This is a genomic window from Mycoplasma sp. 2704, assembly GCF_034863285.1.
GTDB lineage: Bacteria > Bacillota_I > Bacilli_A > Mycoplasmatales > Metamycoplasmataceae > Mycoplasmopsis.
This window is the reverse complement of record NZ_JAYFFD010000003.1, coordinates 85,005-101,276: the sequence shown is the minus strand read 5'-3', so window position 1 is coordinate 101,276 and position 16,272 is coordinate 85,005. Positions and strand designations below refer to the sequence as shown.

General features: G+C 29.9%; 12 protein-coding genes. 9 read left to right on the top strand and 3 right to left on the bottom strand.

Annotation, left to right across the window (positions count from 1 at the left end):
• Positions 1 to 20 precede the first annotated feature (20 nt).
• Entirely contained in the window at positions 21 to 2,402 is a 2,382-nt protein-coding gene (locus tag VBM90_RS01820; RefSeq protein ID WP_323176669.1) for a phosphoketolase family protein, read from the bottom strand.
• A 488-nt stretch (positions 2,403 to 2,890) separates the two neighbouring features.
• Here VBM90_RS01820 and tuf point away from each other — a divergent pair, with 488 nt between their 5' ends.
• Positions 2,891 to 4,078 (top strand): elongation factor Tu, encoded by a 1,188-nt coding sequence (gene tuf, locus VBM90_RS01815; protein ID WP_257089347.1) that lies wholly within the window; start codon positions 2,891 to 2,893, stop codon positions 4,076 to 4,078.
• Between the two features lie 111 nt (positions 4,079 to 4,189).
• Here the strand turns inward: tuf and VBM90_RS01810 are convergent, their stop codons facing one another.
• A complete protein-coding gene (locus VBM90_RS01810) occupies positions 4,190 to 4,975 on the bottom strand; it encodes an MAG0110 family membrane protein (protein ID WP_323176668.1) in 786 nt (261 codons plus the stop codon).
• Positions 4,976 to 5,050: 75 nt separating this feature from the next.
• Here VBM90_RS01810 and VBM90_RS01805 point away from each other — a divergent pair, with 75 nt between their 5' ends.
• The gene (locus VBM90_RS01805) at positions 5,051 to 6,364 is read left to right on the top strand and encodes a C1 family peptidase (RefSeq protein ID WP_323176667.1); all 1,314 of its coding nucleotides are present in this window, start codon (positions 5,051 to 5,053) and stop codon (positions 6,362 to 6,364) included.
• Between the two features lie 100 nt (positions 6,365 to 6,464).
• Entirely contained in the window at positions 6,465 to 7,580 is a 1,116-nt protein-coding gene (gene mnmA, locus VBM90_RS01800; protein WP_323176666.1) for a tRNA 2-thiouridine(34) synthase MnmA, read from the top strand.
• A gap of 44 nt (positions 7,581 to 7,624) precedes the next feature.
• On the opposite strand, the gene VBM90_RS01795 is transcribed toward mnmA, so the two are convergent.
• Positions 7,625 to 10,057, bottom strand: coding sequence for a leucine-rich repeat protein (locus VBM90_RS01795; RefSeq protein ID WP_323176665.1), 2,433 nt, complete (start codon positions 10,055 to 10,057; stop codon positions 7,625 to 7,627).
• 276 nt (positions 10,058 to 10,333) lie between these two features.
• Between VBM90_RS01795 and alaS the strand changes: the two genes are divergently transcribed.
• The 6 genes from alaS to VBM90_RS01765 all read left to right on the top strand — a co-directional run bounded on the left by alaS (position 10,334) and on the right by VBM90_RS01765 (position 16,215).
• Positions 10,334 to 12,958, top strand: coding sequence for an alanine--tRNA ligase (gene alaS / locus VBM90_RS01790; protein WP_323176664.1), 2,625 nt, complete (start codon positions 10,334 to 10,336; stop codon positions 12,956 to 12,958).
• On the top strand, positions 12,946 to 13,386 hold the full coding sequence (gene ruvX / locus VBM90_RS01785) for a Holliday junction resolvase RuvX (protein ID WP_323176663.1): 441 nt from the start codon (positions 12,946 to 12,948) through the stop codon (positions 13,384 to 13,386). The genes alaS and ruvX overlap by 13 nt, the downstream gene beginning before the upstream one ends.
• Positions 13,386 to 14,042, top strand: coding sequence for a BC85_0335 family putative methyltransferase (locus VBM90_RS01780; protein WP_323176662.1), 657 nt, complete (start codon positions 13,386 to 13,388; stop codon positions 14,040 to 14,042). The genes ruvX and VBM90_RS01780 overlap by 1 nt, the downstream gene beginning before the upstream one ends.
• A gap of 63 nt (positions 14,043 to 14,105) precedes the next feature.
• Positions 14,106 to 14,600, top strand: a complete 495-nt coding sequence (gene greA / locus VBM90_RS01775) for a transcription elongation factor GreA (protein ID WP_257089363.1) — start codon at positions 14,106 to 14,108, stop codon at positions 14,598 to 14,600.
• 23 nt (positions 14,601 to 14,623) lie between these two features.
• Complete coding sequence (locus tag VBM90_RS01770) at positions 14,624 to 15,310, top strand: hypothetical protein (protein ID WP_323176661.1); 687 nt, start codon at positions 14,624 to 14,626, stop codon at positions 15,308 to 15,310.
• A gap of 161 nt (positions 15,311 to 15,471) precedes the next feature.
• Positions 15,472 to 16,215, top strand: a complete 744-nt coding sequence (locus tag VBM90_RS01765) for a hypothetical protein (RefSeq protein WP_323176660.1) — start codon at positions 15,472 to 15,474, stop codon at positions 16,213 to 16,215.
• The last annotated feature ends 57 nt before the right edge of the window (positions 16,216 to 16,272 follow it).

The following is a 16,272-nucleotide window of genomic DNA, read 5'->3' as shown; positions in this document are numbered from 1 at the left end:
ACACTTATAAAGTGTTTGTCTTATTTTTTAAGACCTGATCATTTTCAGAATCTAACTTCGTCAATGTCAATTCCAACTTCTTTAATGTATCTGTTGTGGTATGCAACTTTTTCTTCCATTTGTTTTACGAAGTCAGCTGCTTTATCACCGTAAACTGCTTTAGCAGCTGTGATTGAGATGTGGAATCTATCCATGTGGCTCATTTGTCTAATGTCAAATGATGTTGTGATGTCTCCGTTTTCTCTGTAACCGTGAACAAATAAGTTGTGGTTTTGACGTGAGAAGAAGATATCTCTAATAAGACCTTCGTATCCGTGGAATGCGAATACAACTGGTTTGTTCTTTGTAAAGATTGCGTTGAATTCAGCATCTGATAATCCACGTGGGTCAATGCTTGGGTGACGTAATTTTAATAAATCAACTACGTTAACGAATCTAATTTTAAGTGAAGGGAATGCTTTGTTGATGTATTCTAATGATGCTAATGCTTCTAAGTTTGGTTCTGTACCTGATGCAACAACAACTAAGTCTGGTTCTTCACCTGGTTTTGTTGTAGAAGCTCAATCAATAACTTTAAGACCTTTTTCAACTAATTCTTTAGCTTCTTCTACATTGTAGAATTGGTCTCTTGGTTGTTTAGAAGCAACGATAAGGTTAATTACATCTCTTTCTCTGTAAGCTTTGTCTAATACAGCTAATAATGTGTTAGAGTCAGCTGGTAAGTATTCACGAATTAATTCAGGTTTTTTGTCAGCTAAGTGACCTAAAATACCTGGATCTTGGTGTGTGTAACCGTTGTGGTCTTGTTGGAACGCTGTTGATGTAGCGATAACGTTAAGAGATGGGTAATCTTTTCTTCAGTGAACTTTTCTTGCTTTAGCAACTCATTTCATGTGTTGTGTAAGCATTGAGTCAACAACTCTTAAGAATGATTCGTATGAAGCAAACATTCCGTGACGACCTGTTAATACGTATCCTTCTAAGAATCCTTCAGCTTGGTGTTCTGATAATTGTGAATCGATAACTCTTCCAACTGGTCCGATAGCTTCATCTAATTCAGGATTTACTCTTTCTAATCATTGTCTGTTTGTAACTTTAAGAACATCGTAAAGTCTGTTAGATTTAGTTTCATCTGGTCCGAATACACGGAAGTTATCTGGGTTCATTTTGATTACTTCAGCAAATCATTTTCCAGCGTTAACCATATCTTGGTCTTGAACTGAACCAGGTTTTTTGATGTCTAATGCAAATTGTGTTCAGTCTGGTAAGTTTAATGCTCTAGGGTTTACACCACCATTTGTAATAGGGTGCATTGCCATTCTTTTTGCACCTTTAGGAGCAATTTCAGCATATTCAGCTTTGAATTTAGCATTTTCATCAAATAATTCTTCTGGATGATATGAAGTTAATCATTCTTTTAATAAGTCTAATGTAGCTGGTTTTTCTGATGTAACAGGAAGTGGAACTTGGTGTGATCTAAAGCTTCCTTCATATGTTAAACCATTGTATGTGTGAGGTCCTGTTCAACCTTTTGGTGTTCTAACAACAAGAGCTGGTCAAATAGGTCTTGTAGCTTCTTCAGCTGATTTTTGTCTTGCTTTTGCTTGAATCTTTTGGATTTTTTCAATAGCTTTGTCAAATGCTTTTGCCATTGGTTTGTGAATTCCTCTTTGGTCAAAAACATCAGCTTCAACAAAGATAGCTTCTCATCCAAATCCAGCTAACATATCTCTGATTTCTTTATCTGATTTTCTAGCTAAGATTGTTGGGTTTGCAATTTTTCCACCATTGATGTGGATGATTGGTAATACAGCTCCATCATTAACTGGGTTAATGAATGATGATGAGAATCATCCTGCTGTAAGTGGTCCTGTTTCAGCTTCTCCATCACCGATTACTGTAGCAGCAATGATTTGTGGGTTATCTAAAATAGCACCTGTTGCATGTGATAATGCGTATCCTAACTCTCCACCTTCGTGAATTGAACCAGGTGTTTCAGGAGCAGCGTGAGATGCAGTTCCACCAGGGAATGAGAATCTCTTGAACATTCTTTTTAATCCCTCTTCATCTTGTGAGATTTCTGGGAATAATTCTGTGTAGCTTCCATCTAAGTATGAGTTAGAAATCATAACTTGACCACCGTGTCCTGGACCTTCAATGTAGAACATTTCTAAGTCGTATTTGTTAATAACACGGTTTAAGTGAGCATAGATTAAGTTTTGTCCTGGGATTGTTCCTCAGTGACCGATTGGGTACATCTTAACATCTTCGGCTTTTAACTCTTCTCTAAGTAAAGGGTTGTTTCTTAAAAACATTTGCCCAACTGAAAGATAGTTAGCAGCACGTCATCAAGCATGCACTTTATCTAAATAATTTTTACTATCAAATAAAGTTTTTTTCATCTTGTTTCCTTTTTTGTTTGATTTTATTTCGAAATAAATTTAAACATCAAGTTAAAACGTTTTGTAACTTAATGTATCATTATTTTACTTTATTTATTTTTTAAACAAAACCGAAAATAACCAATATTTTGTACCATCAAACTGCTTGAATTTTGTACATTTATATAATTAATTTTTAGAAATTTTTAGTATTATTTATCGCATATATTTTTGTTAAATTTATTTGATGATTTTATATAAAACTGCATCTCCAATTAGTTTCGTTATTAGACAGAAATAATAGAAATTGCATTTTGTGGTACAATATAAAAACTAATTTAAATGTTATTGGAAATAATGTTTTCAAAAATTATTTTTGATAAAATTAATGTGCTAATTTAACAAATGGACAGGACCTAGATGAAAGGCTAGGCATAGGTTGGTTTTGGCGCTAAAACACAATACATTTATTAAACAATTTTATATATATAAAATAGAAAGGAAATTACATGGCAAAATTAGATTTTGATCGTAGTAAAGAACACGTTAACGTTGGAACAATCGGACACGTTGACCATGGTAAAACAACTTTAACTGCTGCTATTGCTACAGTTTTAGCTAAAAAAGGATTATCAGAAGCTCGTGATTACGCTTCTATCGATAACGCACCAGAAGAAAGAGCACGTGGAATTACAATTAACACATCACACATCGAATACCAAACAGAAAAACGTCACTATGCACACGTTGACTGTCCTGGTCACGCTGACTATGTTAAAAACATGATTACAGGGGCAGCTCAAATGGATGGAGCTATCTTAGTTGTTGCTGCAACAGATGGACCAATGCCTCAAACACGTGAACACATTCTTTTATCTAAACAAGTTGGGGTTCCTCGTATCGTTGTATTCTTAAACAAAGTAGATATGCTTGAAGGTGAAGAAGAAATGATCGAACTTGTTGAAATGGAAATCCGTGGACTTCTTTCAGAATACGGATTTGATGGAGACAATGCTCCAATCATTCGTGGATCAGCTCTTAAAGCATTAGAAGGTGATGCAAAATACGAAGAAAAAATTATGGAACTTATGGATTCAGTTGATTCATACATCCAAACACCTGTTAAAGAATTTGACAAACCATTCTTAATGGCTGTTGAAGACGTTTTCACAATTACAGGACGTGGAACAGTTGCTACAGGACGTGTAGAACGTGGAACACTTAAATTAAACGACGAAGTTGAAATCGTTGGATTAAAACCTACTAAGAAAACAGTTGTTACAGGAATCGAAATGTTCCGTAAAAACCTTAAAGAAGCACAAGCTGGAGATAACGCTGGATTATTACTTCGTGGAGTTAACCGTGATGAAGTTGAACGTGGACAAGTTTTAGCTAAACCAGGTTCAATCGTTCCTCACACAGAATTCGAAGCTGCTATTTACGTTCTTAAAAAAGAAGAAGGAGGACGTCACACTCCATTCCTTAAAAACTACAAACCTCAATTCTACTTCCGTACAACAGACGTTACAGGGGGAATTGAATTCGAACCAGGACGTGAAATGGTTATGCCAGGGGAAAACGTTAACTTAAAAGTTAAATTAATCGCACCTATCGCTGTTGAAGAAGGAACAAAATTCTCAATCCGTGAAGGTGGACGTACAGTTGGTGCAGGAACAGTTACAAAAATTGTTAAATAATTTGACTAATTGTTTTTCACAAATAATTTCAAATACACAGATTTAGGTCTGTGTATTTTCTTTGCGTTTTTAACAAAAAAATCAACACCGTAGTGTTGATAGTAAATTGTTTTATCTTTCTTTAATTAATGTAACTATAACGAAATAAAGTAGTTGAGCTAATGAAATAAATAACTGAAATCCATGCTGAATTCCTAAAGTGATTAATGATTTTCTACTCATATACTCGACGTAATCAGCTGTTTTTCTAATTGAATATCATTGAAGAATCATAAATAATGAGATTAATGCAACCATTAAAATTCCGATTCATCAGTTAATGTTATCTCTTTGTCTAAAAGCAAAGAATGAAATTAAGAATGTAACTAATATTGCGAATGATAGAACTGAAATCATTACTATTAGTGATCTTACATTAATAATTTTTAACATTCCTAATATTCCGGTCAAGAATAATATTCCTACTGGTATAAAAATAACTGATGCTAATTGCAATGATGCATACTTGATAATTTCTAATGGAGAGTTATCATATGTATATGTTCCAAAACTAATTAATAATAAAGCTGTTCCGATTACAATTCCATAGAATAATGCATAGAAGAAGAACTTGATGCTCAAGAGTATTGCATTTTGAGATTCATTTTTCGGTTTTATAAAACTCAGAATCATAATTCCAATAAAAGGGACTATTATCATCATTATTAAAAATAAAAGTTGATAAAACCGTTTTGACATTGAATTTAGTATTAGCAAATCAATTCACACAAAGAAGATTGATAATAATGATAATAAAAGCAATCCACCAGTGCTTGTTAATAGTATAATTCCATAAAATAATTTTACAGAGCCTGATTTAACATCAGGAACTGCTTTAATAGTTTCTTGATTATTCATAATTTAAATTGTAATACATTATGAATTAAATTAAACTATATTAATAACTAATATACGAGGTATATAGGAGTAAAAATGAATGTAACTAAAAACTTATTAGATGAATTTAAGTCAAAATTTGAATCAAAATCAAACAATAAAATGATTCAAAACTCAATCATCAAAAATGGTATTAAGAATACAGTTTTTGATCATCAAACATTTATCAAACACGATCACGTTTTTGATATAGAGACAACATTAGGTGATATAACATCACAAAAAAATAGTGGAAGATGTTGAATTTTCGCTTCATTAAATATGGCTAGAGTTGAAGCTGCTAAAAACTTAAATGTAAGTAGCTTTGAGTTTTCACAAAACTACTTTGCTTTCTATGACAAAATTGAAAAAGCGAACACATTTTTAAATTATGCAATCCAAACAGTGAACTTACCATTAGAAAATAGAGAAGTTTATCACTTAATTAATAGAAATGTTGCTTCAGATGGTGGATACTGAGAATATTTTGCTAACTTACTTAAAAAATATGGTGCAGTTCCAAAATCAATTATGCCTGAAACATTCCATTCAGGAAATACAACAGATATGAATGAACAAATTGATAAGCATCTTAAAAATGGAATGAAGAAAATTAGAGTACTTGTTGCACAAGGTGCTGATGAGGTACAAATTCAAGCAGTTAAAGAAGATGTGCTTTACAGAGTTTATGACATTGTTTCTAAATGTTTAGGAACACCAGTTACTGAGTTCAATTATGAATACAAAGATAAAGATAATAAGTACCACAAAATTGAAAACATAACTCCTGTAGAGTTTTTCGAAAAATATGTAGGAAAAGATTTTGATAAAAAAGTTAATCTATTGCACGACCCTAGAAATCTTTATGACTATGGAACTAAATATGTTCTTAAATATCAAAAATCAGTTTATGAAGATCAAGATGTTGAAATGATTAACGTTCCATTAGATGTAATTAAGAGTGCTGTAATTTCTTCATTAAAAGATAACTTACCAGTTTGATTTGCTTGTGATGTCGATCCTTTCAAAGATAATAAATCAGGAATTTTTGACCCCAAACTTTATGATTTTGATTCAGTTTTTGAACCAATTAGTGATTTTAATAAAGAAGATAGAATTATCTACTTTAACTCAATGTTAAATCACGCGATGGCTTTTGTAGGTGTTAAGACAGAAAACGGTAAACCGATTGCTTGAAAAGTTGAAAACAGTTGAGGTGATGATTCTGGTAAAAAAGGTGTCTACTCAATGTCTGATGAATGATTTGATGAATACAATTTCTCAGTTATCGTAGATCCTAAATATGTTCCAGAAGAATATCTTAAAGCTGATAAATCAGTTGTTCTTGAGTTATGAGAACCATTTGCTTAATAGCAAAAAGTTAAATTTTTACATTAAAAACCAAAAAATTTCGCTTTTTTGGTTTTTATATTACAATTTATATACTTATTTAAGTATATAAAGGAGAAATATGTCTAAAAGAGTTGTTATAGGTATGAGTGGTGGTGTTGATTCATCAGTTGCTGCTTATTTATTACAAAAGCAGGGTTACGAAGTAGTAGGATTATTTATGCGTAACTGAGACAGTATTGTTAATAATGATTTTCTTGGAAACAATGATCTTAAACAAGATATGTGTCCACAGGAAAGAGATTATATGGATGCTCAATCAGTCGCAAATTCATTATGTATCAAACTTGAAAGAGTTGACTTTGTTAAAGAATATTGAGATAATGTTTTTGAAAACTTTATTGAAGAATTCAAAAAAGGAAGAACACCTAATCCAGACATTTTATGTAACAAGTACATAAAATTCAATGCTTTTGCTAACTATGCATTTAATGAACTTAAAGCTGACTATATTGCTATGGGGCATTATGCAAATGTAATTGATGGTCACTTATACAGAGCGAAAGATGAAGATAAAGATCAAACTTACTTTTTAGCTCAATTAAGTCATGATCAACTTAAAAAAGTTATTATGCCACTTGCTGCATTAACTAAACCTGAAATTAGACAAATTGCTTCTGAGTTAGGTTTAATTACTGCGACTAAAAAAGATTCGACAGGAATTTGTTTCATTGGAGAAAGAAATTTTGGACAATTCTTACAAAACTATATACCAGCACAAGATGGAGATATTGTAGATATTACAACAAATAAAGTTGTTGGAAGACATGTTGGATGTTTCTATTACACAATTGGACAAAGAAAAGGTTTAAATTTAGGTGGTATGACTGAACCATATTATGTTTGTGGTCACGATGTGCAAAAAAATATTTTATATGTTGCACCTAACTCAAAACCTGAATATTTAATTTCAAATAATTTAATCGCTTCAGGATTAACCTTAAATAACAAAGATTTTAATCCTGATAATTTAACTGCTAAATTTAGATATAGACAAAAAGATATTAAAGTATCCGTTGAATTTTTAGGCGATGATAAAATCAGAGTATTCTATCCTGAGGGTTCATCAGCTGTTACACCAGGCCAACAAGTTGTTTTATACGATGGAGACAAATGTATTGGTGGAGCAACAATTGATGAAATTTATGATGATGAAACTAAAAAATGATACATATAAAAAATCATATGGGTGTTAAATTAACTCATATGATTTTTCTTATCTTAATTTCCAATTAATTGCTTTTTATTAACTACATTTAATTTAGGAGCAACTAGAACTGGAGTTTCACTTTGTGGAGAAATTGATGTTGCTCAAGATGAACCGGCACTTTCCAAGTTAGGGAAGTTAAGTGCAGAAATTGTTCCAAATCCATTTGCAAATGTATTTGAAGCAATACCCTTAACATTTTCTCCTTGAATTGAGTTTATTTGGTTTGAACTCTTAAATGCAGTTGTGTAAATAAATTCAACCTCATCAGACAATGTAACATAAGGGTTATCAGATTTAAGTTTAATTAAAACTTTCCCTAACATCGCTTTTGTGCTTTCTTGATCGTTTAAGATGTTATAGTAATATGGTGTTCCTTGAAGTGCTGTAGCACCTAGAGAAGTTAAGTTAGGTAAGTTTAAACTTGTTAAGTTTGATAATGATCCAAATGTTCCTTGATTTACTGATTTAACATTTTCTGCTGCTATACTTGTAATAATTTCATTAGCAGTCGCTACTTCTGGAATTTTATTGTCAAATGAAAATGCAGAGTTGTAGATTTGTGTAATTGATGGGTCTAAAGTGATTTCAGCTTTATTATTGATATTTTTGTAACCGATTAAAACTGAACCTAATTTAATTTGCTCTTCATTTGAGTTTGAAATGTGGTCATAGTATCATTTTGAACCGAATAACGCATACTCACCTATGTTTTGAACATTTTGAACATCAAATGTTTCAAGTGCTGGAGTATCTGCAAATGCTTCATTTGCAATATAAACTTCAGGTGCTTGGATTGTTATTGATCTAAGTGTACTGTGTTTAAACATTTCTTCTGAAATATAAACTGGTTGTGTTGAAGTAATTGTAACTGTATTGATATTTTCATTGCTTTTGAATAAACCATTTACAAAATAAAGCGGCTTATCTGAAGTTATTTGTACATCAGTTGCTTCACTATCCACAGATACATAAGTATTCTCATTAAGTTTAATTTGTTTTTTAAAGCTTTCTGGAACTGTATTTGCAAATTCTGCTAACAATTGATGTCTAATTGCATTTTCACCTAAATAAGTTGCCTTTGGTAAAAATACATTTCTAATATCTTCTGTATTTAATGAATCTTTCCCAATTTTTTCAACATATGGTGCATAAACATATGAAACTTTTTTATCTTTAAATGCTTCCTCCATAATTGCAGTGTAATTTTCGTTTAGGAAAATAGGTATTTGTTTTTCTGGAATTTCGTATTTAAGTCCTAAAACAGTATTGTTTTGTTTCTTTAAAAAGAAATTGGTAAATTCATTAATGATTGACTTCAACATTGTTGTAGTTTCATCTTTTTGAAGAAACATAGCTCATACAATGTTAACTATTATGTTTTTTTCAATCTTTATAGCATCGTTATTAAGCATTTGGCCGATTGTATATAAGTTCAAATTGGTATTACCCTTATGTTTATTATTTATTTCTTTTAAGAAAGTTAAGATTTCATCTTTTTTCTCAGTTCCTAATGAATCAAGCGTTTCAGGATTATTTATTACAGAATTTACTAATTCAGAAATATCAACAATTGTTTCTGCCATTCCATAGGTTTCGATATGCAATCTTCTTTCAGCTTGAATATCAGATTCCGGATTAGAATAGTTCAAAAATGGAAAAAGAAGAGAATTATTCTGTGATGCTTTAACAGTTTTATCAGTATCATCAAAAGATTCATATAATTCCGTTATTGCAGCAAGAAAGAATTGTTTAACTTGTTCCTGATCATTTAAATTTGTAAATAGATCATTTAAAGAATTTATATCCATTCTATTAAGTAAGATATATTTATCTCTAATAACCTTCATAACTATCGGATACATGTTATCAAATGATGAACTGGTCAATTTCAACGCATAAGAGGTTAAAGCAATCAGCTTATCTAGTTCAAAATTGTCTAATTCTTTTATGTTGGCACTATTTAGCTTTTCGATTGAAGATTGATATTTTGAAGTCACATATTTTTTTGTCTTTTCAATTAATAAGATAACTTCATTTGTTAGAGGGATATTTGAAAAGGTGATTCCTTCAACCTCTTTTTTACCTTCTTCTAATGATTTGACATCTTGTAAGTTTTTTGCTATTTGGTCTTTAATTTTTAGAGCTTCCACGTAATTCTCAGAATTATCATTAATATCTGCATTTGTTAGCGATTTGACTAAATTGGCATAGTTATTGAAAAGATTTGGTGTAAGCGCCATTGTAGTATCGGTGAGTGATTTTGAGAAATCCAATAATTCCTCTTTTTTAGCAATTGTTTGAGCTGTGTCATCTGGGTTTGCAATCGGATTGCCTGGTTTAGGTTCTTTTGGTGCTTCTTGAGAACATGCAATAGTTCCTGTTACTGATGAAATCGCACCAGTTAATGTTAATAATTTAAAAATATTTTTTGTTTTTAATTTCATATTTCTCCTAATTAATATAATTTTACACTTTATAGAATTTAACTTGGTTATTTTAATTAACTGAAATTAACAAAATTTTGTGCTAATTATTTTGGATTCAAATCTGCAATTAAAACTTTTAGCGTAGTGTACAGGATGTTTTAGGAATAAAAATGAAAATAAGGATATTGATTAAAACAAATTGAAAATTTAAACTGTTTAAAAATCTTTTTAATATAATTTAGTAATATTTTTACTTTTATTTCAAAGAAATAAAAGAACATAAGGAAGGTAAGTATGAATTCAAAACAAATTAGAGAATCATGATTAAAGTTTTTCGAATCTAAAGGGCACTTTGTTGTTCCTTCAAAAAGTTTAGTTCCTCAAAATGACCCATCATTACTTTGAATCAATAGTGGTGTTGCGACTTTGAAAGATTACTTTTCAGGTAAAAAAGAAGCTCCTGCAAAAAGATTAACTAACTCACAAAAAGCAATTAGAACAAATGACATCGAAAATGTTGGTATTACAGCTAGACATCATACATTCTTTGAAATGTTAGGAAACTTCTCAATTGGGGATTACTTTAAAAAAGAAGCTATTGATTTTGCTGTTGAGTTTCTATTAGACGTTCTAAAACTTGATAAAGACAGATTATATTTCACATACTATTATGAAGATTTAGAAACTAAAAATTACTGAATGGCTCACGGTTTTGACGAATCACACATGATACCAGGTGGCAAAGATACCAACTTCTGAGAAGTTGGTTCAGGTCCTTGTGGTCCTAACACAGAAATTTTCTATGATCGTGGTGAGAAGTATGATTCAAGAGGAATCGAGTTACTTAAAGAAGACATTGAAAATGACAGATACATTGAAATCTGAAACATTGTGTTTTCAACATATAACTCAAATGGTGAAGGTGAATATACAGAATTAAAGCAAAAAAATATTGATACTGGTGCTGGATTAGAAAGAATTGTCTCAATTATGCAAGATGCACCTACAAACTTTGATACTGACTTATTTTTACCTATTATTCACGAAATCGAGAAATTCACAAATTATAGATATGATACAAACAATTATTTTGTAAATGATAAAGATCAAACTTTAATTAACTCATATTTTAAAGTTATTGCCGATCACATGAGAACAGTAACTAATGCTATTGCTGATGGAGCTAAACCATCTAATGTTGGTAGAGGTTACATTTTAAGAAGATTAATTAGACGTAGTGTTTACAAAGCTATGCAATTAAATATTCACGAACCTTTCTTATACAAACTTGTTGATGTGATTAAAGAAACATTACCTTTTGAATATGATGTAAATCCAATTAAAAAAGTTATTGAAGATGAAGAATTAACTTTTGCTAAAACTATTGAAAACGGAAAACAAATTCTATCTGACTTTATTGTTGAAGATTTAAAAGTTTTCCCAGGAGACATTGCATTTAAATTATTCGAAACATATGGTTTCCCTGTTGAATTAACTGCAGAAATTTTAGCTCAACAAAATATCCAAATTGATTATGAAGCTTTTGAAGCAGCAAAACAAAAACACTCTGAAATGAGTAAAGGAATAAAAGTTTCAGGAATGGATAAAGTAATCAACTCATTAACTTTAATCAAATCAAAAGTTGATGAATTTATTGGTTATGAATACACAAAATCAGTTTCAAACATTTTATACTTACTAGATACTGAAAAAGAAATTGAGGAAGCTAACGGAATTTCATATGTTGTACTTGATAAAACTCCTTTTTATGCAACTAGTGGTGGACAAAAACACGACCGTGGATACATAAAGCAAGGTACAAATACAATTTTAATCTTAGATGTTTTCAAAGATAAATTTGGAAACCACATTCACAAAGCTGAAGGAAAAATTGTTAAAAACTTACCTGTAGAGTGCTTTGTTGACGAAACAATTAGACTAGGTCTTGAAAGAAACCACTCTGGAACACACTTATTATTCAGTGCACTTAGAAGTGTTTTAGGAAATCAAATTAAACAATTAGGTTCAAATAACAATGAAGAACGTTTAACATTTGATTTACCAGCTGATACAAGACCTACAAAAGAAGAAATTAAAGCAATCGAAAACTTAGTTCGTGAGTACATTAAGATGGACGCTGTAAGGCATTACTTGAATATGACTACAGACCAAGCTAAAGAAATGGGCGCAATTATGACACTTGAAGAACAAGAATATATGAACCCATTAAATGTAAGAATTGTTAAATTTGACAATATTACAGCTGACTTATGTGGAGGTACTCACTTATCAAATACAGCTAAATTGGAAAACTTCAAAATTACAAACGTTGATAAGAAAGCTGCTGGTGTATATAGAATTAGAGCTATTTCGTCAAATGCTTTAGTTGATGAGTTTTTAGATGAAGAAATTGATAAATTAATTATTGAAGCAGAAAAATTAATTGACAAAAATACTAAGCTAAAAGCTTCATACAACTTTGATTTAAATATTCCTACTGCAAAAGAAGAAGCAATTGACTACTTAGAAGAAGCAATTGAAAAACTTAAAGAAGATAATAAGCAAATTCAAAAAGATTTACAAAATTCATTTGAATTTGATTATGACTCAATTGAAGTTTTAACAATAAATGGAAACAAAGTTTACGTAAATCAAACAGTTGATAAATCGAACATTAAAACAGTAGCTTCTACATTAAGAGAAAAATACAACGACATTTTAGTTGTGCTTACATCAAATGATGAAACTGATCCAATGATTGTTGTAGCTTCAAAAGAATACAATTCAAATGCTATTGCACAACAATTATTTGCAAAACTTAATGGACGTGGTGGTGGAAACGTTATCTTATCTATGGGTAAAGTCGCAACTGCTAATAACTTAATTGCTGCATTAGAAGAGATTACATGAGAAAAATAGGTCTAGATTTAGGAACTAAAAGTTGTGGAATTGCAATCACTGATGAAAGTGAAATCATTGCATCAGGATTAGAAAACTTTAAATTCGAAGAATATAAATTTACCCAAGCTCTTGACAGAATTAGCTACTACATTAATGAAGTTTATAAAAACAAAATTGATGGAATAGTGCTTGGTTACCCACTTAAAATTAGTGGAGATAAGAGTGATAGAACTTTAATGGTTGAAGATTTCAAAAAGCAACTTGAAGAAAAATTTAACTTACCTGTTTTATTGGTTAATGAACAATATTCAACTAAAAAAGCCCATGAGACTATGATTGAAGCCGGTTTAACTAGAAAGAAAAGAAAAGATCATAAAGATAAGCTTGCAGCACAAATCATACTTAATGATTATTTAGATTACTATAAACATAAATGAGGTAAATAATGAGTGATACAACAAGAACGATTTTAATGGTATCTGCAATAGTTGTGTTTGTTTTAGGTATTGGAATTTACATTGGGTTAAATATTTACTCAAGAAAGATTCGTAAAAAATATTTAGCAAAAGCGCATGCTGAAGCACTGGTTCAAATTGAATCTTTACGTAGTGAACTTGGTGTATTACCTTTTGATATTAAAGACTTCCTAAAATCAAAAGCAAATGATTTAGACATTGAAGGTATTATTAATACAATTTATCAAAATCATTATCAAAATTGCTTAATTATCGATGAAAAAGATATGTTCCCAATAGTTGCAATTGACTCAAAAACAAAATCAAATATTTATTATTTAAACTCAAGTTTAAATAAAGACTTATATGATAAAGTTAAAGAGAATTTTGGTGATGAAGCTGGTAAAGGAATAATAGAATATAAAGATCAAGAATTAGATTTTGTTGCGATTTTACGTACTGAGCAAGACGTAAATGACTTATATGATAAGTATGTTCACAAGATGCAAAAAGGTATGTGTATTATTAGTTTTGATAATGCAAAAAGATCTGAAATTAAAAGATTAATTTCATTACTTAGAATGTCTTCAATCCCATATGAAGTATCATTTTTAAGTTCTAAATTTCTTTTTATAGTAAAAAGATAAAATCAGACTAAAATAAAATATAATTAAATTAACTTTTCTCAAAATAACATAAGGAGAATGATTATGAACAATGAAGAATTAAAAGGTGTTGTTTACCTATCGCAAGAAACTTACGATAGATATAAAAAAGAATATGAACATTTAGTTAATGTTGAAAGACCTGCTGTTCAAGCTGCCTTAAAAGAAGCTAGAGCACAAGGGGACTTATCTGAAAACGCTGAATATGATGCAGCTAGAGATAGACAAGGTGCTGTTGAAGGCAGAATTAGCGAATTAGAACAAATTTTAGATAATGCAAAAATTATTGAAGCTAAAGATGAGTCAACACAAAACACAGTTGGAATTGGTACAACAGTTCAATTTGTTAAAAAAGACACAAACCAAGTTAAAGAAGTTACAATTATGGGTACACACGATACAAACCCATTTGAAAATAAAATTTCAAACAAAAGTCCACTTGCAGTAGCAATGATGGGACATGTAGCTGGTGATGTTGTTGAAGTTGATGCACAAACAAAATACATGATTGAAATTTTAAGTGTTAAATTCAGTAATTAAGCTGAATTTTTCTTTTCTAATTTATGGAACTACATAATTCACAAAATAATAATTCTTGCTCTAATAAAGAATTAATATGAATTGCAAATTCAAATAAACAACAACAAACTAGACATAAACCCGAACAAAATCTTTTCACAATAAAAAACATAGCTTACTTAGCCATGTATATGGCGATTATTGTAATTTTAACTTTTACACCCTACACAGGATATATTACGATTGGTGTTATATCAATAACAACTGTTCCAATTGTTATTTTAATTGCATCAATTCATTTAGGTATGATTGGAACTATATGAAGCACGCTCTCATTTGGATTTTGATCTTGAATAGGTTCGATTGTTTTAGGTTATCCAATTTTCAATAACATCTTATATTCATTTGTACCAAGAATCGCTTTAGCTTTATTTTTAGTAGGAGCATATTATTTATGTTTTAAAATAGGTAAATTCAATATATTCACAAGTACAATCTTTGCTTTCTTAATTTTTGCTGCTAATACATTATTTGTTTCAATTTTTATTTTTATCGGAATTCAATTTATAGGCATAAAAGAAGTATCATCACCATCGGTTTGATTAACATTAATTTGAGTAAATATGCTGGTTGAATGATGTGTTTTAGTAATAATTTCAATAGCTATTTATCCATTTTTAAAATGAGTTTATAAACAAAATGTGATTAATAAAGTTTCATTGGGATATTAGATAAATTTGAGAGCTCAACGAGCTCTCTTTTACTTAGCATTCAATAACTATTTATTTTTAATTATTTTATGCAATGGGTGATATTATTTAAATATTAAGAAAAGGAATCAAGAATGATATTAATGATTATTTATTATCTATCCTGATTGATGGATGGGAAAATGAGATTTATATGACATAAACTGTTTGACATTATACGATTAATCGATTCAGGGACGAAAATACGTCCTGAAATTTTTGATTACTTAAAAGAAAAATTTCTTAAAAGATTGAAATTCGAACAGATATTATTAATCGTTTTCCTTGTAATCATCACAATATCGGCTATACACACAATTATTTCGATAATTTTAGCATGCATTTATTTTGCTAAAATAAATACTATCACTACTTTCTGTTTCTACACAGGATTACCTGCTTCTATTATTTTACTATGTGAGGGTTCTTCACTTTTGGGTCTTTGAATATGAGGTAATCTAAAATCATATTTGGATGATTATATAAATTACTTAATACCGGAATATTCAAGTAAGAATGCAAGATTATCCAATGAAAATTTATATGATAATTTAATTCTAAATGCTCATTCCGAAGTTCATTTTTTAATAAATGAAAAGACAAAATTTAAAACAGTGTGGCCTTCAGTTAGAGTAGACATATCTTCAGTGTTATTTCCTTGAATGCATATTAAAATTAAATTTTTAAAGAAATCAAAAACTAAGAAAATGGATGTTTATTTAGCAATGTTATTATGTGGTGATGGTATGTGAAAACTTAGTAATATTGAATTAAAACCTGAAATGTTTTATTATGAGTATAAGAGATCTGTGCTTGGCGAGAAAATTAAACTGCCAAAACGAAAATTTACATTAGCAAATAACAACAAACAAGATTATGATTTTTAGTTTAATTTTATATATAAAAAACGTTAAAAATAAATGGTGTAAAACTTTATTTTTAAC